Source organism: Pseudomonas putida (assembly GCF_028682635.1).
In the GTDB taxonomy this organism is placed as follows: Bacteria; Pseudomonadota; Gammaproteobacteria; order Pseudomonadales; family Pseudomonadaceae; genus Aquipseudomonas; species Aquipseudomonas putida_AE.
Window position 1 is genome coordinate 65,947 of sequence record NZ_JANHLK010000001.1, and the last position, 15,019, is coordinate 80,965.

The window sequence follows — 15,019 nt, forward strand, 5'->3', positions numbered from 1 at the left end:
GGATGCGACATCACAGTCTTCGGTGCGCCCACCCCCTATGTTAGAGTGGCGCACTTTTTCGAGGGGACTGTCACTGTGTGGGAATTGGTCAAATCCGGCGGCTGGATGATGCTGCCGATCATCCTGAGTTCCATCGCGGCAATGGCGATCGTTGCCGAACGTCTGTGGACCCTGCGAGCCAGTCGCGTGACCCCGGAGCATTTGCTCGGGCAGGTCTGGGTCTGGATCAAGGACAAGCAACTGAACAAGGAAAAGCTCAAGGAACTGCGCGCCAATTCGCCCCTGGGTGAAATCCTGGCCGCGGGCCTGGCCAACTCCCGGCATGGTCGCGAGATCATGAAGGAATGTATCGAAGAGGCTGCCGCGCGGGTCATCCACGAGCTGGAACGCTACATCAATGCCCTCGGCACCATCGCCGCCATGGCCCCGTTGCTGGGGCTTTTGGGTACGGTGCTGGGCATGATCGACATTTTCAGTGCGTTCATGGGCACGGGCATGACCACCAACGCCGCAGTGCTCGCCGGGGGTATCTCCAAGGCGCTGATCACCACGGCTGCCGGCTTGATGGTCGGTATCCCGTCGGTATTCTTCCACCGTTTCCTGCAACGCCGGATCGATGAGCTGGTGGTGGGCATGGAGCAGGAAGCGATCAAGCTGGTCGAAGTGGTGCAGGGTGATCGTGACGTGGATCTGGCGGGGGTCAAAGCGTGAAATTCCGCCGCAAGCAACGGGAGAATGTGGACATCAACCTCGCGTCGCTGATCGACGTGGTGTTTATCCTGCTGCTGTTTTTTGTCGTGACCACGACCTTCACCCGTGAAACCCAGTTGCGCGTCGATCTGCCCGAAGCGGTCAGCGGCGCGCCTTCCGACGACCAGACCCGGCAGCTGGATATCGCGATCAGCGCCGACGGAGTGTTTTCGGTGAACAACCAGGTATTGCCCAAAAGCGACCTGGCGACGCTGATGGATGCCCTGCAGAAACAATCAAATGGCGACACCAGCCGGCCGCTGTCCATCAGCGCCGACGGAAAATCCCAGCATCAGTCGGTCATCACCGCCATGGACGCCGCCGGCAAGCTTGGCTTCAGCCATTTGCGCATGACCACAGTCGAGGCGGCGCCGCCCGCGCCCTGATGGCCATGTCCGATCGCCTGCTCGCCGCGTGGTACCGAGGCCATCCGGCCCTGAAACTGCTACAGCCGCTGGAGTGGTTGTACCGGCGCGTGGTCAACAACAAGCGCCAGCGCTTTCTGGCGGGCGAGGGTGAGATCTATCAGCCACCGGTACCGCTGATCGTGGTGGGCAACATCACCGTCGGCGGCACCGGCAAGACCCCGCTGATCCTGTGGATGATCCAGCACTGTCAACGCAGCGGCTTGCGGGTCGGCGTGGTCAGCCGCGGTTACGGCGCCAAGCCTGCGCAATTGCCATGGCGGGTCGAGGCGGATCAAGGGGCCGAGATCGCTGGCGATGAGCCGCTGTTGATCGTGCAGCGTACCGGCGTGCCCTTGATGATCGATCCAGATCGCAGCGCGGCGGTCAAAGCCTTGCTAGCCAGTGAGCCGCTGGACCTGATCCTGTCCGATGACGGCATGCAGCATTACCGTCTGGCCCGGGATCTGGAGCTGGTGCTGATCGACGCCGCCCGTGGCCTGGGCAACCGCCGTTGCCTGCCGGCCGGGCCACTGCGTGAACCGGTCGAGCGTCTGCAAAGTGTCGACGCGGTGCTCTACAACGGCGCCACGGCTGACAGCGGCGACGGCTTTGCCTTCCAGTTGCAACCGACCGCACTGGTCAACCTGCAAAGCGGCGAACGGCGCCCGCTCGATCACTTTCCCGCGGGCCAGGCGCTGCATGCCGTGGCCGGGATCGGTAACCCGCAGCGTTTCTTCAGGACCCTCGAGACGTTACACTGGCAGCCGGTCCCGCACGCGTTCGCCGACCACGCCGAATACAGCGTGCAGGCCTTGAATTTCAATCCGCCATTGCCATTGGTGATGACCGAAAAGGACGCGGTGAAGTGCCGTGCCTTCGCCGCCGCCGACTGGTGGTACCTGGCGGTCGACGCTGTGCCGTCGCCAGCCTTCACGGCCTGGTTCGATACACAGTTGATGCGCCTGTTGCCGGCTCGTCTTTTGCCTTAACTCCGTTTCTATCCAGGGAATGTTCATGGACACCAAATTGCTCGACATCCTCGCTTGCCCGGTCTGCAAAGGTCCGCTCAAGCTCAGCGCCGACAAGACCGAGCTGATCAGCAAGGGCGCTGGCCTTGCATACCCGATTCGCGACGGCATCCCGGTCATGCTCGAAAGCGAAGCCCGCACCCTGACCACCGACGAGCGTCTGGATAAATGACTACAGCCTTTACCGTTGTTATTCCTGCGCGCTATGCCTCGACCCGTCTGCCGGGCAAACCGCTGCTGTTGATCGCCGGCAAGCCGATGATCCAGCACGTGTGGGAACAGGCGTGCAAAAGCAGCGCCGAGCGTGTGGTAGTGGCGACTGACGACGTACGCATCGCCCAGGCCTGCGAAGGGTTTGGTGCGCAAGTGGTGATGACTCGCGTGGATCACAACTCCGGCACCGATCGCCTGGCCGAAGTCGCAGCGAAGCTGGGCCTGGCGCCTGACGCGATCGTGGTCAACGTCCAGGGTGACGAGCCGCTGATCCCGCCAAGTGTCATCGATCAGGTGGCCGTCAACCTGGCGGCCCACCCAGAAGCGCGCATGGCCACCCTGGCCGAGCCGATCGAAGACGTCGAGAGTCTGTTCAATACCAACGTGGTCAAGGTCGTCAGCGACCTCAATGGCCTGGCACTGACCTTCAGTCGCGCGACCTTGCCATGGGCCCGGGACACCTTCGCCAAGAGCCTCGAGCAGTTGCCGGAAGGTGTGCCGTATCGCCGCCACATCGGCATCTATGCCTACCGCGCCGGTTTCCTCCATGACTTCGTTAGCTGGGGCCCGTGCTGGCTGGAAAACACCGAATGCCTGGAACAGCTGCGTGCCTTGTGGCACGGGGTGCGGATTCACGTCGCCGATGCGCTGGTCGCGCCGCCGGCCGGTGTCGATACCGTTGAAGACCTTGAGCGCGTTCGTCGCCTGCTGGAGGCCTGATGCGGGTTCTGTTTGTCTGCCTGGGCAATATCTGCCGTTCACCCACGGCCGAAGGTGTACTGCGGCATAAACTGCGCGAAGCGGGGCTGGCCGATCAAGTCGAAGTGGCCTCCGCCGGTACCGGCGACTGGCACGTGGGCAGTGCACCGGACAAGCGCAGCCAGGCGGCGGCGAAAAAGCGCGGTTATGATTTGTCCGCCCAGCGCGCCCAGCAGGTCACCCGCGCCGATTTCGCCGAGTACGACCTGATCCTCGCGATGGACAACAGCAACCTGCGCAACCTCATGGACCTGCAACCGGCCAAGGGCAGGGCGGAGCTGGACCTGTTCCTGCGTCGCTACCCGTCGGAGATCGATGAAGTCCCGGACCCGTACAACGACAGTGAGCATGGCTTTGAAATTGTGTTGGACCTGATCGAGCGCGCCAGTGACCTGCTGGTGATCGAACTGAAGGAACGGTTATGAGTTTGCAGGTGCGATCAGGGGTTTCACTCAAGCCGTTCAACAGCTTTGGCGTGGATGTCCAGGCCCGTCTGTTTGCCGAGGCCCACAGCGACGCTGATGTGCGTGAGGCCCTGGCTTATGCACGGGAGCACCAGGTGCCCTTGCTGGTGATCGGCGGTGGCAGCAACTTGCTGCTGACGGCCGATGTTGAATCACTGGTACTGCGCATGGCCAGCCGCGGAATCCGCGTGATCAGCGACGATGGCAGCAAAGTCGTGATCGAGGCCGAGGCGGGCGAGCCCTGGCATCCGTTCGTGCAACACACCCTGGTGCAGGGCTTGTCGGGCCTGGAAAACCTCAGCCTGATTCCCGGCACCGTGGGCGCCGCGCCCATGCAGAACATCGGCGCCTATGGCGTGGAGATCAAGGATGTGTTCGCCGGCCTGACCGCCCTTGATCGCCAGAGTGGCGAGTTGCGCGACTTCAGCCTGCAAGAGTGCAACTTCGCTTACCGCGACAGCGTGTTCAAGCAGGAACCTGGGCGCTGGTTGATCCTGCGCGTGCGTTTCATCCTCGATCGCGCTGCACAGCTGCACCTGGAATATGGTCCGGTGCGTCAGCGCCTGACCGAGCAGGGCATCGATCATCCGACCGCCACGGACGTCAGCCAGGCCATCTGCAGCATTCGCAACGAGAAACTCCCGGACCCGGCGGTGCTCGGCAATGCCGGCAGCTTTTTCAAGAATCCCCTGGTGCCAGCGGCGCTGGTCGCCCGGCTCAAGGGCGAATACCCGGACCTGGTGGCCTACGCGCAACCCGACGGGCAGATGAAGCTGGCGGCGGGCTGGCTGATCGAGCGGGCAGGGTGGAAAGGTTTCCGCGAGGCCGATGCCGGCGTGCACAAGATGCAGGCACTGGTGCTGGTCAATTACGGCAGCGCGACGGGACTGCAACTGCTGGACCTGGCACAGCGTATCCAGAAAGACATTTCAGAGCGTTTCCATGTTGATCTGGAAATGGAGCCCAACCGGTATTAGGAAAGCAGCTGCAAGCTGCAAGCTTCAAGCTTTCAGCCGCGAGCTACAATCTTTATATCTCGAGCTGCTCGCTGCCTTGCTTCTACTTGAAACTTGCAGCTTAAAGCTTGCAGCCAAAAGCCCTGCCTCAGCAGGGCTTTTTGTTAATACAGGCTTAACCTGGTCTGCTGACGATGCAAGCATTTGCTCCACCAAAGGCCCGGTGCAGACGTGTCCGTTCGCACAAGAGAGCCCATTAGCCTGAGTCGATCTGCGTTACCCACCCAAGATCCATCGGCAGATTGCTCGACCCCATAACCCAAGCACTATGCGGGCGTGCCCATGATTACCCTGAAACTCAACGGTCAAGACCATCCGCTCGACGTCACCGAGGATATGCCCTTGCTCTGGGCGATCCGCGACGTGGCCGGTTACAACGGCACTAAATTCGGCTGTGGCATGGGCCTTTGCGGCGCCTGCACGATTCATATCGAAGGTGCCCCGGCGCGCAGCTGCATCACGCCGATCGGCTCGGTCGTCGGCCAGAACGTCACCACCATCGACAACCTGCATGCCGACCCGGTGGGCAAAGTCGTGCAGCAAGCCTGGCTCGATTCGGCCGTGGCCCAATGCGGTTACTGCCAAGGCGGGCAGATCATGTCCGCCACCGCGCTGCTCAAGACCAACCCGAACCCGAGCGACGAACAGATCGAAGAGGCAATGGTCGGCAACATCTGCCGCTGCGGCACCTACAACCGCATCAAGACCGCCATCCGCCAGGCATCCACTCACCTGAAGGAGGCCAAGGCATGAGCCGGTTACCCGATGATTTCGCCCTGAGCAACCTCAGTCGGCGTGGTTTTCTCAAGGGTGTGGGCGCCGCCAGTGCACTGGTGGTCGCCGCGAGCTGGGGCTGGCAGGACGCATTTGCCGAAGAAGCGCAGAAAAAGTTCGGTGCCGACGGCATGCCCCACGGCTGGGTCGACGATCCCAAGGTTTATGTGAGCATCGGCACTGATGGCACGGTGACGGTGGTGTGCAACCGTTCGGAAATGGGCCAGGGCGTACGGACCAGCCTGACCATGGTGGTGGCCGATGAACTGGAAGCCGATTGGGCACGGGTCAGGGTGCAGCAGGCGCCGGGCGATGAAGTGCGCTTCGGCAACCAGGACACCGATGGTTCGCGCAGCATGCGCCACTGGTACGAGCCGATGCGTCGCTGCGGTGCAGCCGCGCGGACCATGCTCGAACAGGCCGCCGCCGACCAGTGGAAAGTGCCGGTGGGCGAATGCCATGCCCAGCTGCATAAAGTCATCCACAAGCCTTCCGGGCGTGAACTGGAGTATGGCGCCCTGGCCACAGCTGCCAGCGCCCTGGCCGTGCCGGCACGGGACAGCCTGCGACTCAAGCAGGCGTCGGAGTTTCGCTATATCGGCAAGGAAGGCACCAAGGCCATCGATGGCGACGACATCGTCAACGGTCGCGCGGTATACGGCGCCGACGTGCATTTCGATGGCATGCTGTTCGCCACCATTGCCCGGCCGGCGGTGTACGGCGGCAAGGTCAAGAGCTTCGATGGCAGTGCGGCGATGAAAGTGCCGGGGGTGGTCAAGGTCATCCAGATCGAGAGCCGTCCCTTGCCCTCGGAGTTTCAACCCCTGGGCGGCATCGCAGTGGTGGCCAGCAACACTTGGGCAGCGATCAAGGGGCGCGATGCGCTGAAAATCGAATGGGACGATGGCCCTAACGCCAGCTACGACTCGATTGCCTACCGCAAGGAGCTGGAGGCCGCCTCGCTCAAACCCGGAAAAGTGGTGCGCAACACCGGCAATATCGACGAGGCCATGAGCGGCGCCGACAGCACGCTGGAAGCCTCCTACTACTTGCCGCACCTGTCACAATCGCCAATGGAACCGATGGTCGCCATCGCTCGCTACAAGGACGGAGTGTGCGAAGCCTGGGGGCCAAGCCAGGCGCCACAGGTCACCCGCGAGCGGATCGGTGAACGCCTGGGCGTGCCCTTCGATAACGTTACGTTCAACGTGACGCTGCTGGGCGGTGGCTTCGGGCGCAAATCCAAACCCGACTTCATCATCGAAGCGGCGATCCTGGCCAAGGAATTCCCCGGCAAAGCGGTGCGGGTGCAATGGACCCGCGAAGACGATATCCACAATTCGTACTTTCACACGGTATCGGCCGAATACCTCAAGGCCAGCCTGAACAAGGATGGGCTGCCTTCCGGCTGGCTGCACCGTACGGTGGCGCCGAGTATCACCGCGTTGTTCGCCCCGGGCATGAACCACGAGGCGGCCTTCGAATTGGGCATGGGCTTCACCAACATGGCCTACGCGATTCCCAACATTCGCCTGGAAAACCCCGAGGCCACCGTGCATACGCGGGTGGGCTGGTATCGCTCGGTGTCGAACATCCCCCACGGCTTTGCGATCCAGAGCTTCGTCGATGAACTGGCGCACAAGGCCGGGGAGGACCCGCTCAAGTACCAGGTCAGGCTGCTCGGCCCGGACCGTCAGATCGATCCGCGTACCTTGAGTGAAGAGTGGAACTACGGTGAATCGCCCGAGCGTTATCCGATCGACACCGCGCGATTGCGCACGGTGCTGGAAACCGCCGCCAAGGCCGCCGGCTGGGGCCGCGAGTTGCCCAAAGGCCGGGGCCTGGGCCTGGCGGTGCATTACAGCTTCGTAACCTATGTGGCGGCGGTGATTGAAGTCGAGGTCAAGGACGATGGCACCTTGATCGTGCACAAGGCCGACATCGCCGTGGATTGCGGTCCGCAGATCAACCCCGAACGGATTCGCGCGCAGTTCGAGGGGGCCTGTGTCATGGGCCTGGGCAACGCGGTGCTGGGCGAAATCAGCTTCAAGGACGGCAAGGTCCAGCAGGACAACTTCCACATGTACGAAGTGGCGCGCATGTCGTTGGCGCCCAGGGAAGTCGCGGTGCACCTGGTCACGCCGCCGGGCGAGGTGCCGTTGGGCGGTGTCGGCGAACCGGGTGTACCGCCGATTGCGCCGGCCCTGTGCAACGCGATCTTCGCCGCCACCGGCAAGCGTATCCGCGACCTGCCGATCCGTTATCAATTGCAGGGCTGGCAGAAGGTCCAGGCGTGATGGACAGTGCCGATCTGAATGTCCTGCGCAGCGTGCTGGAGTGGCGCCGCGCCGGCCAGAGGGTGATCCTGTACAGCGTCGTTCAGACCTGGGGCACCGCGCCCCGGGCGCCTGGCGCCATGCTGGCGCTGCGTGAGGACGGCGTGGTGATCGGCTCGGTGTCCGGTGGTTGTGTCGAGGACGACCTGATCGCACGGTTGCATGACGGTCGCATTACGGCCGACGGGCCGCCGGTACAACTGATCACCTACGGGGTGAGCCGTGAGGAGGCGGCTCGGTTCGGTTTACCCTGCGGCGGCACCTTGCGCTTGACCGAGGAGCGCGTCGGCGATCCTGCGTGGGTCGCCGAGCTGCTGGCGCGCTGCCAAGCCCATGAAATCGTCGCACGTTCGCTGGATATCGCCACCGGAGAGGTGATTTTGCAGCCCGCCAACAAGACCGATGTGCTGGCTTTCGATGGCCAGACCCTGCGGGCCATCTATGGCCCGCGCTGGCGCTTGCTATTGATCGGCGCCGGGCAGTTGTCCCGCTATGTCGCCGAGATGGCGCGGCTGCTGGATTTCGACGTATTGATTTGCGACCCGCGCAGCGAGTTCGTCTACGGCTGGGAGGAACAGCACGGTCGATTCGTCTCGGGCATGCCCGATGAGGCGGTGGTGAACATCCAGACAGACGAGCGCACGGCCATCGTCGCCCTGACTCACGACCCCCGCCTGGATGACATGGCACTGCTCACGGCCCTGGACTCCCGGGCCTTTTATGTCGGCGCGCTGGGCTCGCGCATCAACAGCCAGCGGCGCCGGGACAACCTGGCTCAGCTCGGCTTGTCGCAACAGGCCATCGAGCGGCTGCATGGTCCGGTCGGCTTGCACATCGGCAGCCACAGCCCGGCGGAAATCGCCTTGTCGCTGATGGCCGAGATTGTCGCAATCAAGAATGGCGTCGAGCTCAAGCAGAAAAAACCGCTGCGGGAGGGTGTATGAGTGAATCCATCGGGGTGATCGTGTTGGCGGCGGGGCAGGGCAGTCGCTTTCGACAGGTCGCCGGTGACGAAAAGGACAAGCTGCTGGCTGATTGCACGGGGCGTGATGGCACGGTTCGATCGGTGATCGAACAGGTTCTGGTCAATCTGCCTGCCACCTTGGAAAAACGCATTCTGGTGACCACGGCGGATCGCCCGCAAGTGAGCCGCATGGCCAAGGCCTATGGCTGTGAGATCGTCCTGATCGAATCGACCGGGATGGGCGACAGCATTGCGGCCGGGGTGACGGCGTGTGCGCAGCTTGAGGGTTGGCTGATGGTGCTGGGGGATATGCCGTTCATCCTGCCTTCAAGTATCGAACAGGTGGTGGCGAACATCGCCGATGACTGCATCAGCGTGCCGGTGCAGGAGGGTGAGTACGGGCATCCGGTGGGCTTCGGGCGCAGCTTTGGTCCGGGTTTGATGGCATTGGCGGGTGATCGCGGGGCAAAGGCGTTGTTTGCCCAGGGGCGTGTGGTTGAAGTGACGGTGGATGATCCAGGCGTGTTGTGGGATGTGGATGTACCGCAGAAGCTGAATTTCAAGTAATCCCAAATCCCCTGTGGGAGCGGGCTTGCTCGCGAAAGCGGCGGGTCAGACGACATCACTATCGACTGGTCGACCGCCTTCGCGAGCAAGCCCGCTCCCACATGTGATCGGTGTGATGTTCGCAAATAAAAAAGCCCCGCCTGGCATCACCAGGCGGGGCTTTTCATTAGCCGAGGAAATCAGACGAGAGGTTTAGGCTCGTGCTCTTTTTCCTGGGCTTGCTCGTGTTGCACAACCGCTTCCTGAACGGAGCGAGGCGCTTCGGCGATTACCGATTCAGCCTGCTCGGCAGCGACTTCGGCAGCCGGGGCAGGAGCTGCCTCGACCACTTCGGCAGCAACCGGCGCTGGCTCGTCAGCGACAACCGGAGCAGCAGCGGCCGCCAATTCGGCTTCGCGCTGCAGACGCTCTTCTTCACGCTTGCGGCGTCGCACTTCACGTGGGTCGTTCGGCGCACGGCCACTTGGCGTCAGGGCGCTGACAGGGGGCGTTTCGACCACTGGAGCGGCAACTTCGGCAACTTCGGCAACAACCGGCGCTTCAGCCACTGGAGCAGGCTCGGCAGCCGCGACAACCGGCTCGGAGACTACCGGTTCAGTCACTTCGGCTTCAGCAGCTGGTGCCGGAGCAGGCGTTTCGACTACAGCTGGCTCGGCAACCCAGTTGAAGGCGGTTTGCTCTTCGCGAACTTCACGAACGGCTTCGGTCACGGTTTCAGTGACGGTCTCGACAACCGGTTCTGCAGCTACGGCTGGCTCAGCGGCAGCTTCAACCTCTGGCTGTGCTTCTGGCGCTGCTGCCACTTCGATTTCCGGCGAGGCGGTGACTTCGACCGGCGTCGTCGCTTCCACGACTGGTGCTTCGACCGGAGCCGATTCCAGGGTGGCGGCAGTGGCGCGTTCGGCTTGCTCGTTGGCCTGTGCTTCGGCCGGAGCGCTGATCACGCTGCTGGCAACGGCGGCGGTAACCGCCAGGCCGGCGGCCAGGTCAGCAGTGCTTGGCGCTTCATTGCTTTCGCCGGCTTCGGACTCATCCGAACCCTCGATCACGTTGCCGTTGGCATCACGCTGACGCTCGCGACGGTTGCTGCGACGACGCTGGCCACGGGAGCGGCGGCGTGGACGGTCGCCTTCGGCGCCCTCCTGACCGTCTTCCTGCAGTTGCTCTTCGTTGCCGGTCAGCTCTTCTTCAACAACGGCTGGCGCTTGTTCGGCACGAGGTTGACGTTCTTCACGCGGTGGGCGTGGAGCGCGTTCTTCCCGTGGCGGGCGGGCCGGGCGTTCTTCAGTGGCAGCAGCCGGAGTAGCAGCGGCAGCGGCAGCGGCTGGAGCGACGGCGTCCAGAGGCTCACGCAGTTCACGCACACGCTCTTCACGCTCGCCACGTGGCTTGCGATCTTCGCGTGGGGCGCGGGGAGCACGTTCTTCACGTGGCGCGCGCGGTGCGCGTTCTTCGCGGGCTACGGCCGGGGTTTCTTCGCGGGTTTCGCGAGGCTCACGGACTTCGCGAGGCTGACGCTCTTCGCGCGGTTCGCGTGGTGCACGCTCTTCACGAGGTGCGCGCTCTTCACGTGGCTTGCGCTCTTCATCGCGGCGACCGTTACGGTTGCGGCTCTGCTGGCGGCCGTTGCGACGCTCTTCGTTGCTACGGGCCGGACGCTCGGTGGCAGCCGGTTTCTCGACCACGGCCGGAGCGACAGGCTCTTCCTTGGTGGCGAACAGGCTGACCAGCGACTTCACCAGGCCTTTGAACAGGCTTGGCTCGGGTACGGCGACAGGTGCGGCAACCGGAGCGGCGACGACTTCGGTCGGAACCGGAGCATTGGCGCGGGCTGGAGCTGTCTTGACCGCGGCTTCCTGGCGAACCAGGGTGCGGGTCGCGGCAGCGGGTTGCACTTCTTCCACTTCGGCAGCGGCAGCGGCGATTTCGTAGCTGGACTGGTTGATCGCGGCTTCCGGGCTGTCATCGCGCAGGCGCTGCACTTCGAAGTGCGGCGTTTCGAGGTGATCGTTCGGCAGGATGACGATGCGGGCACGGGTGCGCAGTTCGATCTTGGTGATCGAGTTGCGTTTTTCGTTGAGCAGGAACGCGGCCACCGGAATCGGCACTTGTGCACGAACTTCGGCGGTACGGTCTTTCAGGGCTTCTTCTTCGATCAGGCGCAGGATCGCCAGGGACAGCGATTCAACGTCACGGATGATGCCGGTGCCGTTGCAACGCGGGCAAACGATGCCGCTGCTTTCACCCAGGGATGGACGCAGGCGCTGACGGGACATTTCCAGCAGGCCGAAGCGCGAGATGCGACCGACTTGCACGCGAGCGCGGTCGGCTTCCAGGCATTCGCGGACTTTTTCTTCCACGGCGCGCTGGTTCTTGGCCGGGGTCATGTCGATGAAGTCGATGACGATCAGGCCGCCGATGTCGCGCAGGCGCAACTGACGGGCGATTTCTTCGGCGGCTTCAAGGTTGGTCTGCAGGGCGGTTTCTTCGATATCGCTGCCTTTGGTGGCGCGGGCCGAGTTGATGTCGATGGACACCAGAGCTTCGGTCGGGTCGATAACGATGGAACCACCGGAAGGCAGTTCGACCACGCGCTGGAAGGCGGTTTCGATCTGGCTTTCGATCTGGAAGCGGTTGAACAGCGGAACGCTGTCTTCGTACAGCTTGATCTTGCTGGCGTACTGCGGCATCACCTGGCGGATGAAGGTCAGGGCTTCGTCCTGGGCTTCAACGCTGTCGATCAGCACTTCGCCGATGTCCTGGCGCAGGTAATCGCGGATCGCGCGGATGATCACGTTGCTTTCCTGGTAGATCAGGAAAGGCGCGGAACGATCCAGCGAAGCTTCTTTGATGGCGGTCCACAGTTGCAGCAGGTAGTCGAGGTCCCACTGCATTTCTTCGCTGCTGCGGCCCAGGCCGGCAGTGCGCACGATCAGGCCCATGTCGGCCGGTGCAACCAGGCCGTTCAGCGCTTCACGCAGTTCGTTGCGCTCTTCACCTTCAATGCGACGGGAGATACCGCCGGCACGCGGGTTGTTCGGCATCAGCACCAGATAACGACCGGCCAGGCTGATGAAGGTGGTCAGGGCCGCGCCCTTGTTGCCACGTTCTTCTTTTTCGACCTGAACGATGACTTCCTGGCCTTCGCTCAGGACGTCCTTGATGTTGACACGGCCTTCAGGGGCTTTCTTGAAGTATTCGCGGGAGATTTCTTTGAGGGGCAGGAAGCCGTGGCGCTCAGAGCCGAAATCGACAAAGGCAGCCTCAAGGCTTGGTTCGATGCGAGTAATCCGGCCTTTATAGATGTTGGCCTTCTTCTGCTCGCGTGCACCGGATTCGATGTCCAGGTCGTAGAGGCGTTGGCCATCTACCAGTGCAACACGCAACTCTTCGGGTTGAGTTGCGTTAATCAGCATTCTTTTCATGTAGTACCGTCGGTTTCCGGGCTGCCGGAAACGGCGTTCGGCACACACGACTTCTCATGGTCGGTGTCAGGTGCGTCGGGAGTGGTTGGCCATTCCCGTGTCCAGCGAAGTCCGGCCAATGTGGGCCTTCATCGCGACGTACGCGTCCTGCTTGCTGTGGCTACTTAAGCACTCAGTCAGGAGGAGGAATCAACCGGCGGCTGTGGACGAGATGAAGCGTCTTGATAAAGCCTATTGCTACACAGGCCAGCGGTTGTGCATCTCCACCCTACACGTATCCCTGATAATTCGGGTGCTGCCGCGCGCAGAATCCGCAGCGGGTTGGCATTTACCGTGAGCTCCGAAAGGGGAGGGTCACGCATCATGGCTAATTTAGGCGTTGTTTCCGTAGCATTCGCTCGGGGTCATTCGCAGCTGACTGCACTTTGTGAACTGGCCGTGAATATTCACTCGCAGGACGAGTCAAAACTCTGTTCTGCGGCTTGATTCAGGCCTCATGTCACCTGCGCTTGTTACACCTGCAAACTCCACCGTTACGTAGCGAAAGCCCCGTAGGACGGCCTCGCGTCCTGGTGAATTGCGTTGGTCAGGGCCGGTTTTTGACCGTTGGTCCGCTGTCCAGGCCGCTTTTGGCGGCGTTCGCGACTATAGCAGCAATGATTAAGTGCTTCAATTCCATAAAAAATTGTTATCATCCGCGGCATGACGACGACTACCCCCCCGACTCCAGGCGTACAACTGCTTGAGGTCTCGCCGGAATATGCCGGCCAACGTATTGACAACTTCCTTCTCGCTCGGCTCAAAGGCGTGCCCAAGACCTTGATTTACCGCATTTTGCGCAAAGGCGAAGTGCGAGTGAACAAGGGCCGGATCAAGCCCGAATACAAGCTGCAGGCGGGCGATATCGTGCGCGTGCCGCCGGTTCGCGTGCCTGAACGCGACGAGCCGGTGCCGCTGGCACAGGGGCTGCTGCAGCGCCTGGAAGCCTCGATTGTCTTCGAAGACAAGGCCCTGATCGTGATCAACAAGCCCGCCGGCATTGCGGTTCACGGCGGCAGCGGCCTGACGTTCGGGGTGATCGAAGCCTTTCGTCAGTTGCGCCCCGATTGCAAGGAGCTCGAACTGGTTCACCGTCTCGACCGTGATACCTCCGGCCTGCTGATGATCGCCAAGAAGCGCAGCATGTTGCGCCACTTGCACACCGCGTTGCGCGGTGATGGCGTCGACAAGCGCTACATGGCGCTGGTGCGCGGTAACTGGGCGAGCTCGATCAAGCAAATCCGTGCGCCGCTTGGCAAAAGCAACCTGCGCTCTGGCGAGCGCATGGTCGAGGTCGACGAGGAGGAGGGCAAGGAGTCCGTGACCGTGTTCAAGGTCCTGCGCCGCTTCGGCGACTTCGCCACCCTGATCGAAGCCAAGCCGATTACCGGCCGCACTCACCAGATCCGTGTCCACACCCTGCACGCCGGGCATTGCATCGCTGGCGACAGCAAATATGGTGAGGAAGGTTTCAGCAAGGAAATCCGCGATCTGGGCGGCAAGCGCCTGTTCCTGCATGCCTACATGCTGACCGTGCCGTTGCCCGATGGCGGCGAGTTGAAGTTGCAGGCCCCGGTCGACGAGATGTGGGCCAAGACTGTGGAGCGTTTGAGTGCGCCCATCTGATTACAAGCTGCTGATTTTCGATTGGGACGGCACCTTGGCCGATTCCATTGGTCGGATTGTCGAGGCAATGCATGTGGCATCGCAGCGGTCCGGGTTTGCGCAGTGCGATGACTTTGCCGTCAAGGGCATCATCGGCCTGGGGCTGCCGGAGGCTATCCGTACCCTGTATCCCGAGATCGGCGATGCCGAGTTGATTGCCTTCCGTCAGCACTACGCCGACCACTATATCGCCTCGGAGGCGGAGCCTTCGCCCTTGTTTGACGGCGTGGTCGAGTCGCTCGAGGCGTTCCGTGCCCAGGGTTATCACCTGGCCGTGGCCACGGGCAAGGCCCGTCGCGGGCTGGATCGGGTGCTGAAGTCCCATGGGTGGGAAGATTACTTCGACATCACCCGTGCCGCCGACGAGACGGCCAGCAAGCCCCATCCGTTGATGCTGGAGCAGATACTTGCCCATTGCGAGATGCGTGCGGACCAGGCGCTGATGGTGGGTGATTCGTCCTTCGACTTGCAGATGGCACGCAATGCCGGCATGGATTCGGTGGCGGTCAGCTACGGCGCGCAATCGATCGAAGCGCTGAAGCTGTTCGAGCCGCGACTGACCATCGATCGTTTTTCACAATTGCACGACTGGCTGGGCCAGCGGGCTTAATA

The 15,019-nt window shown here is 62.4% G+C and carries 14 protein-coding genes; 13 read left to right on the top strand and 1 reads right to left on the bottom strand.

Annotation, left to right across the window (positions count from 1 at the left end):
• Nucleotides 1-75: 75 nt before the first annotated feature.
• The 11 genes from NPS56_RS00325 to NPS56_RS00375 all read left to right on the top strand — a co-directional run bounded on the left by NPS56_RS00325 (nt 76) and on the right by NPS56_RS00375 (nt 9,278).
• The gene (locus NPS56_RS00325; protein ID WP_008066570.1) at nt 76-711 is read left to right on the top strand and encodes a MotA/TolQ/ExbB proton channel family protein; all 636 of its coding nucleotides are present in this window, start codon (nt 76-78) and stop codon (nt 709-711) included.
• Nucleotides 708-1,136, top strand: coding sequence for an ExbD/TolR family protein (locus NPS56_RS00330; protein ID WP_046817688.1), 429 nt, complete (start codon nt 708-710; stop codon nt 1,134-1,136). Before NPS56_RS00325 ends, NPS56_RS00330 begins: the two co-directional genes overlap by 4 nt.
• The gene (gene lpxK, locus NPS56_RS00335) at nt 1,136-2,146 is read left to right on the top strand and encodes a tetraacyldisaccharide 4'-kinase (protein ID WP_274072947.1); all 1,011 of its coding nucleotides are present in this window, start codon (nt 1,136-1,138) and stop codon (nt 2,144-2,146) included. The genes NPS56_RS00330 and lpxK overlap by 1 nt, the downstream gene beginning before the upstream one ends.
• 25 nt (nt 2,147-2,171) lie before the next feature.
• The gene (locus NPS56_RS00340) at nt 2,172-2,357 is read left to right on the top strand and encodes a Trm112 family protein (RefSeq protein WP_003179363.1); all 186 of its coding nucleotides are present in this window, start codon (nt 2,172-2,174) and stop codon (nt 2,355-2,357) included.
• On the top strand, nt 2,354-3,118 hold the full coding sequence (gene kdsB, locus NPS56_RS00345) for a 3-deoxy-manno-octulosonate cytidylyltransferase (protein ID WP_274072948.1): 765 nt from the start codon (nt 2,354-2,356) through the stop codon (nt 3,116-3,118). The genes NPS56_RS00340 and kdsB overlap by 4 nt, the downstream gene beginning before the upstream one ends.
• Entirely contained in the window at nt 3,118-3,582 is a 465-nt protein-coding gene (locus NPS56_RS00350; protein WP_274072949.1) for a low molecular weight protein-tyrosine-phosphatase, read from the top strand. Before kdsB ends, NPS56_RS00350 begins: the two co-directional genes overlap by 1 nt.
• The gene (murB, locus tag NPS56_RS00355) at nt 3,579-4,598 is read left to right on the top strand and encodes a UDP-N-acetylmuramate dehydrogenase (protein WP_274072950.1); all 1,020 of its coding nucleotides are present in this window, start codon (nt 3,579-3,581) and stop codon (nt 4,596-4,598) included. The genes NPS56_RS00350 and murB overlap by 4 nt, the downstream gene beginning before the upstream one ends.
• Before the next feature lie 321 nt (nt 4,599-4,919).
• Nucleotides 4,920-5,390: a (2Fe-2S)-binding protein gene (locus NPS56_RS00360; RefSeq protein ID WP_274072951.1), complete on the top strand. Its 471-nt coding sequence runs from the start codon at nt 4,920-4,922 to the stop codon at nt 5,388-5,390.
• The gene (locus tag NPS56_RS00365) at nt 5,387-7,708 is read left to right on the top strand and encodes a xanthine dehydrogenase family protein molybdopterin-binding subunit (protein WP_274072952.1); all 2,322 of its coding nucleotides are present in this window, start codon (nt 5,387-5,389) and stop codon (nt 7,706-7,708) included. Before NPS56_RS00360 ends, NPS56_RS00365 begins: the two co-directional genes overlap by 4 nt.
• Nucleotides 7,708-8,691, top strand: coding sequence for an XdhC family protein (locus NPS56_RS00370; protein WP_274072953.1), 984 nt, complete (start codon nt 7,708-7,710; stop codon nt 8,689-8,691). The genes NPS56_RS00365 and NPS56_RS00370 overlap by 1 nt, the downstream gene beginning before the upstream one ends.
• A complete protein-coding gene (locus NPS56_RS00375; protein WP_274072954.1) occupies nt 8,688-9,278 on the top strand; it encodes a nucleotidyltransferase family protein in 591 nt (196 codons plus the stop codon). The genes NPS56_RS00370 and NPS56_RS00375 overlap by 4 nt, the downstream gene beginning before the upstream one ends.
• A gap of 179 nt (nt 9,279-9,457) precedes the next feature.
• Here NPS56_RS00375 and rne read toward each other — a convergent pair whose 3' ends face one another.
• Entirely contained in the window at nt 9,458-12,703 is a 3,246-nt protein-coding gene (rne, locus tag NPS56_RS00380) for a ribonuclease E (protein ID WP_274072955.1), read from the bottom strand.
• A 702-nt stretch (nt 12,704-13,405) separates the two neighbouring features.
• Here rne and rluC point away from each other — a divergent pair.
• Nucleotides 13,406-14,368, top strand: coding sequence for a 23S rRNA pseudouridine(955/2504/2580) synthase RluC (gene rluC, locus NPS56_RS00385; RefSeq protein WP_274072956.1), 963 nt, complete (start codon nt 13,406-13,408; stop codon nt 14,366-14,368).
• The gene (locus tag NPS56_RS00390) at nt 14,355-15,017 is read left to right on the top strand and encodes an HAD-IA family hydrolase (RefSeq protein WP_274072957.1); all 663 of its coding nucleotides are present in this window, start codon (nt 14,355-14,357) and stop codon (nt 15,015-15,017) included. The genes rluC and NPS56_RS00390 overlap by 14 nt, the downstream gene beginning before the upstream one ends.
• Nucleotides 15,018-15,019: the final 2 nt, after the last annotated feature.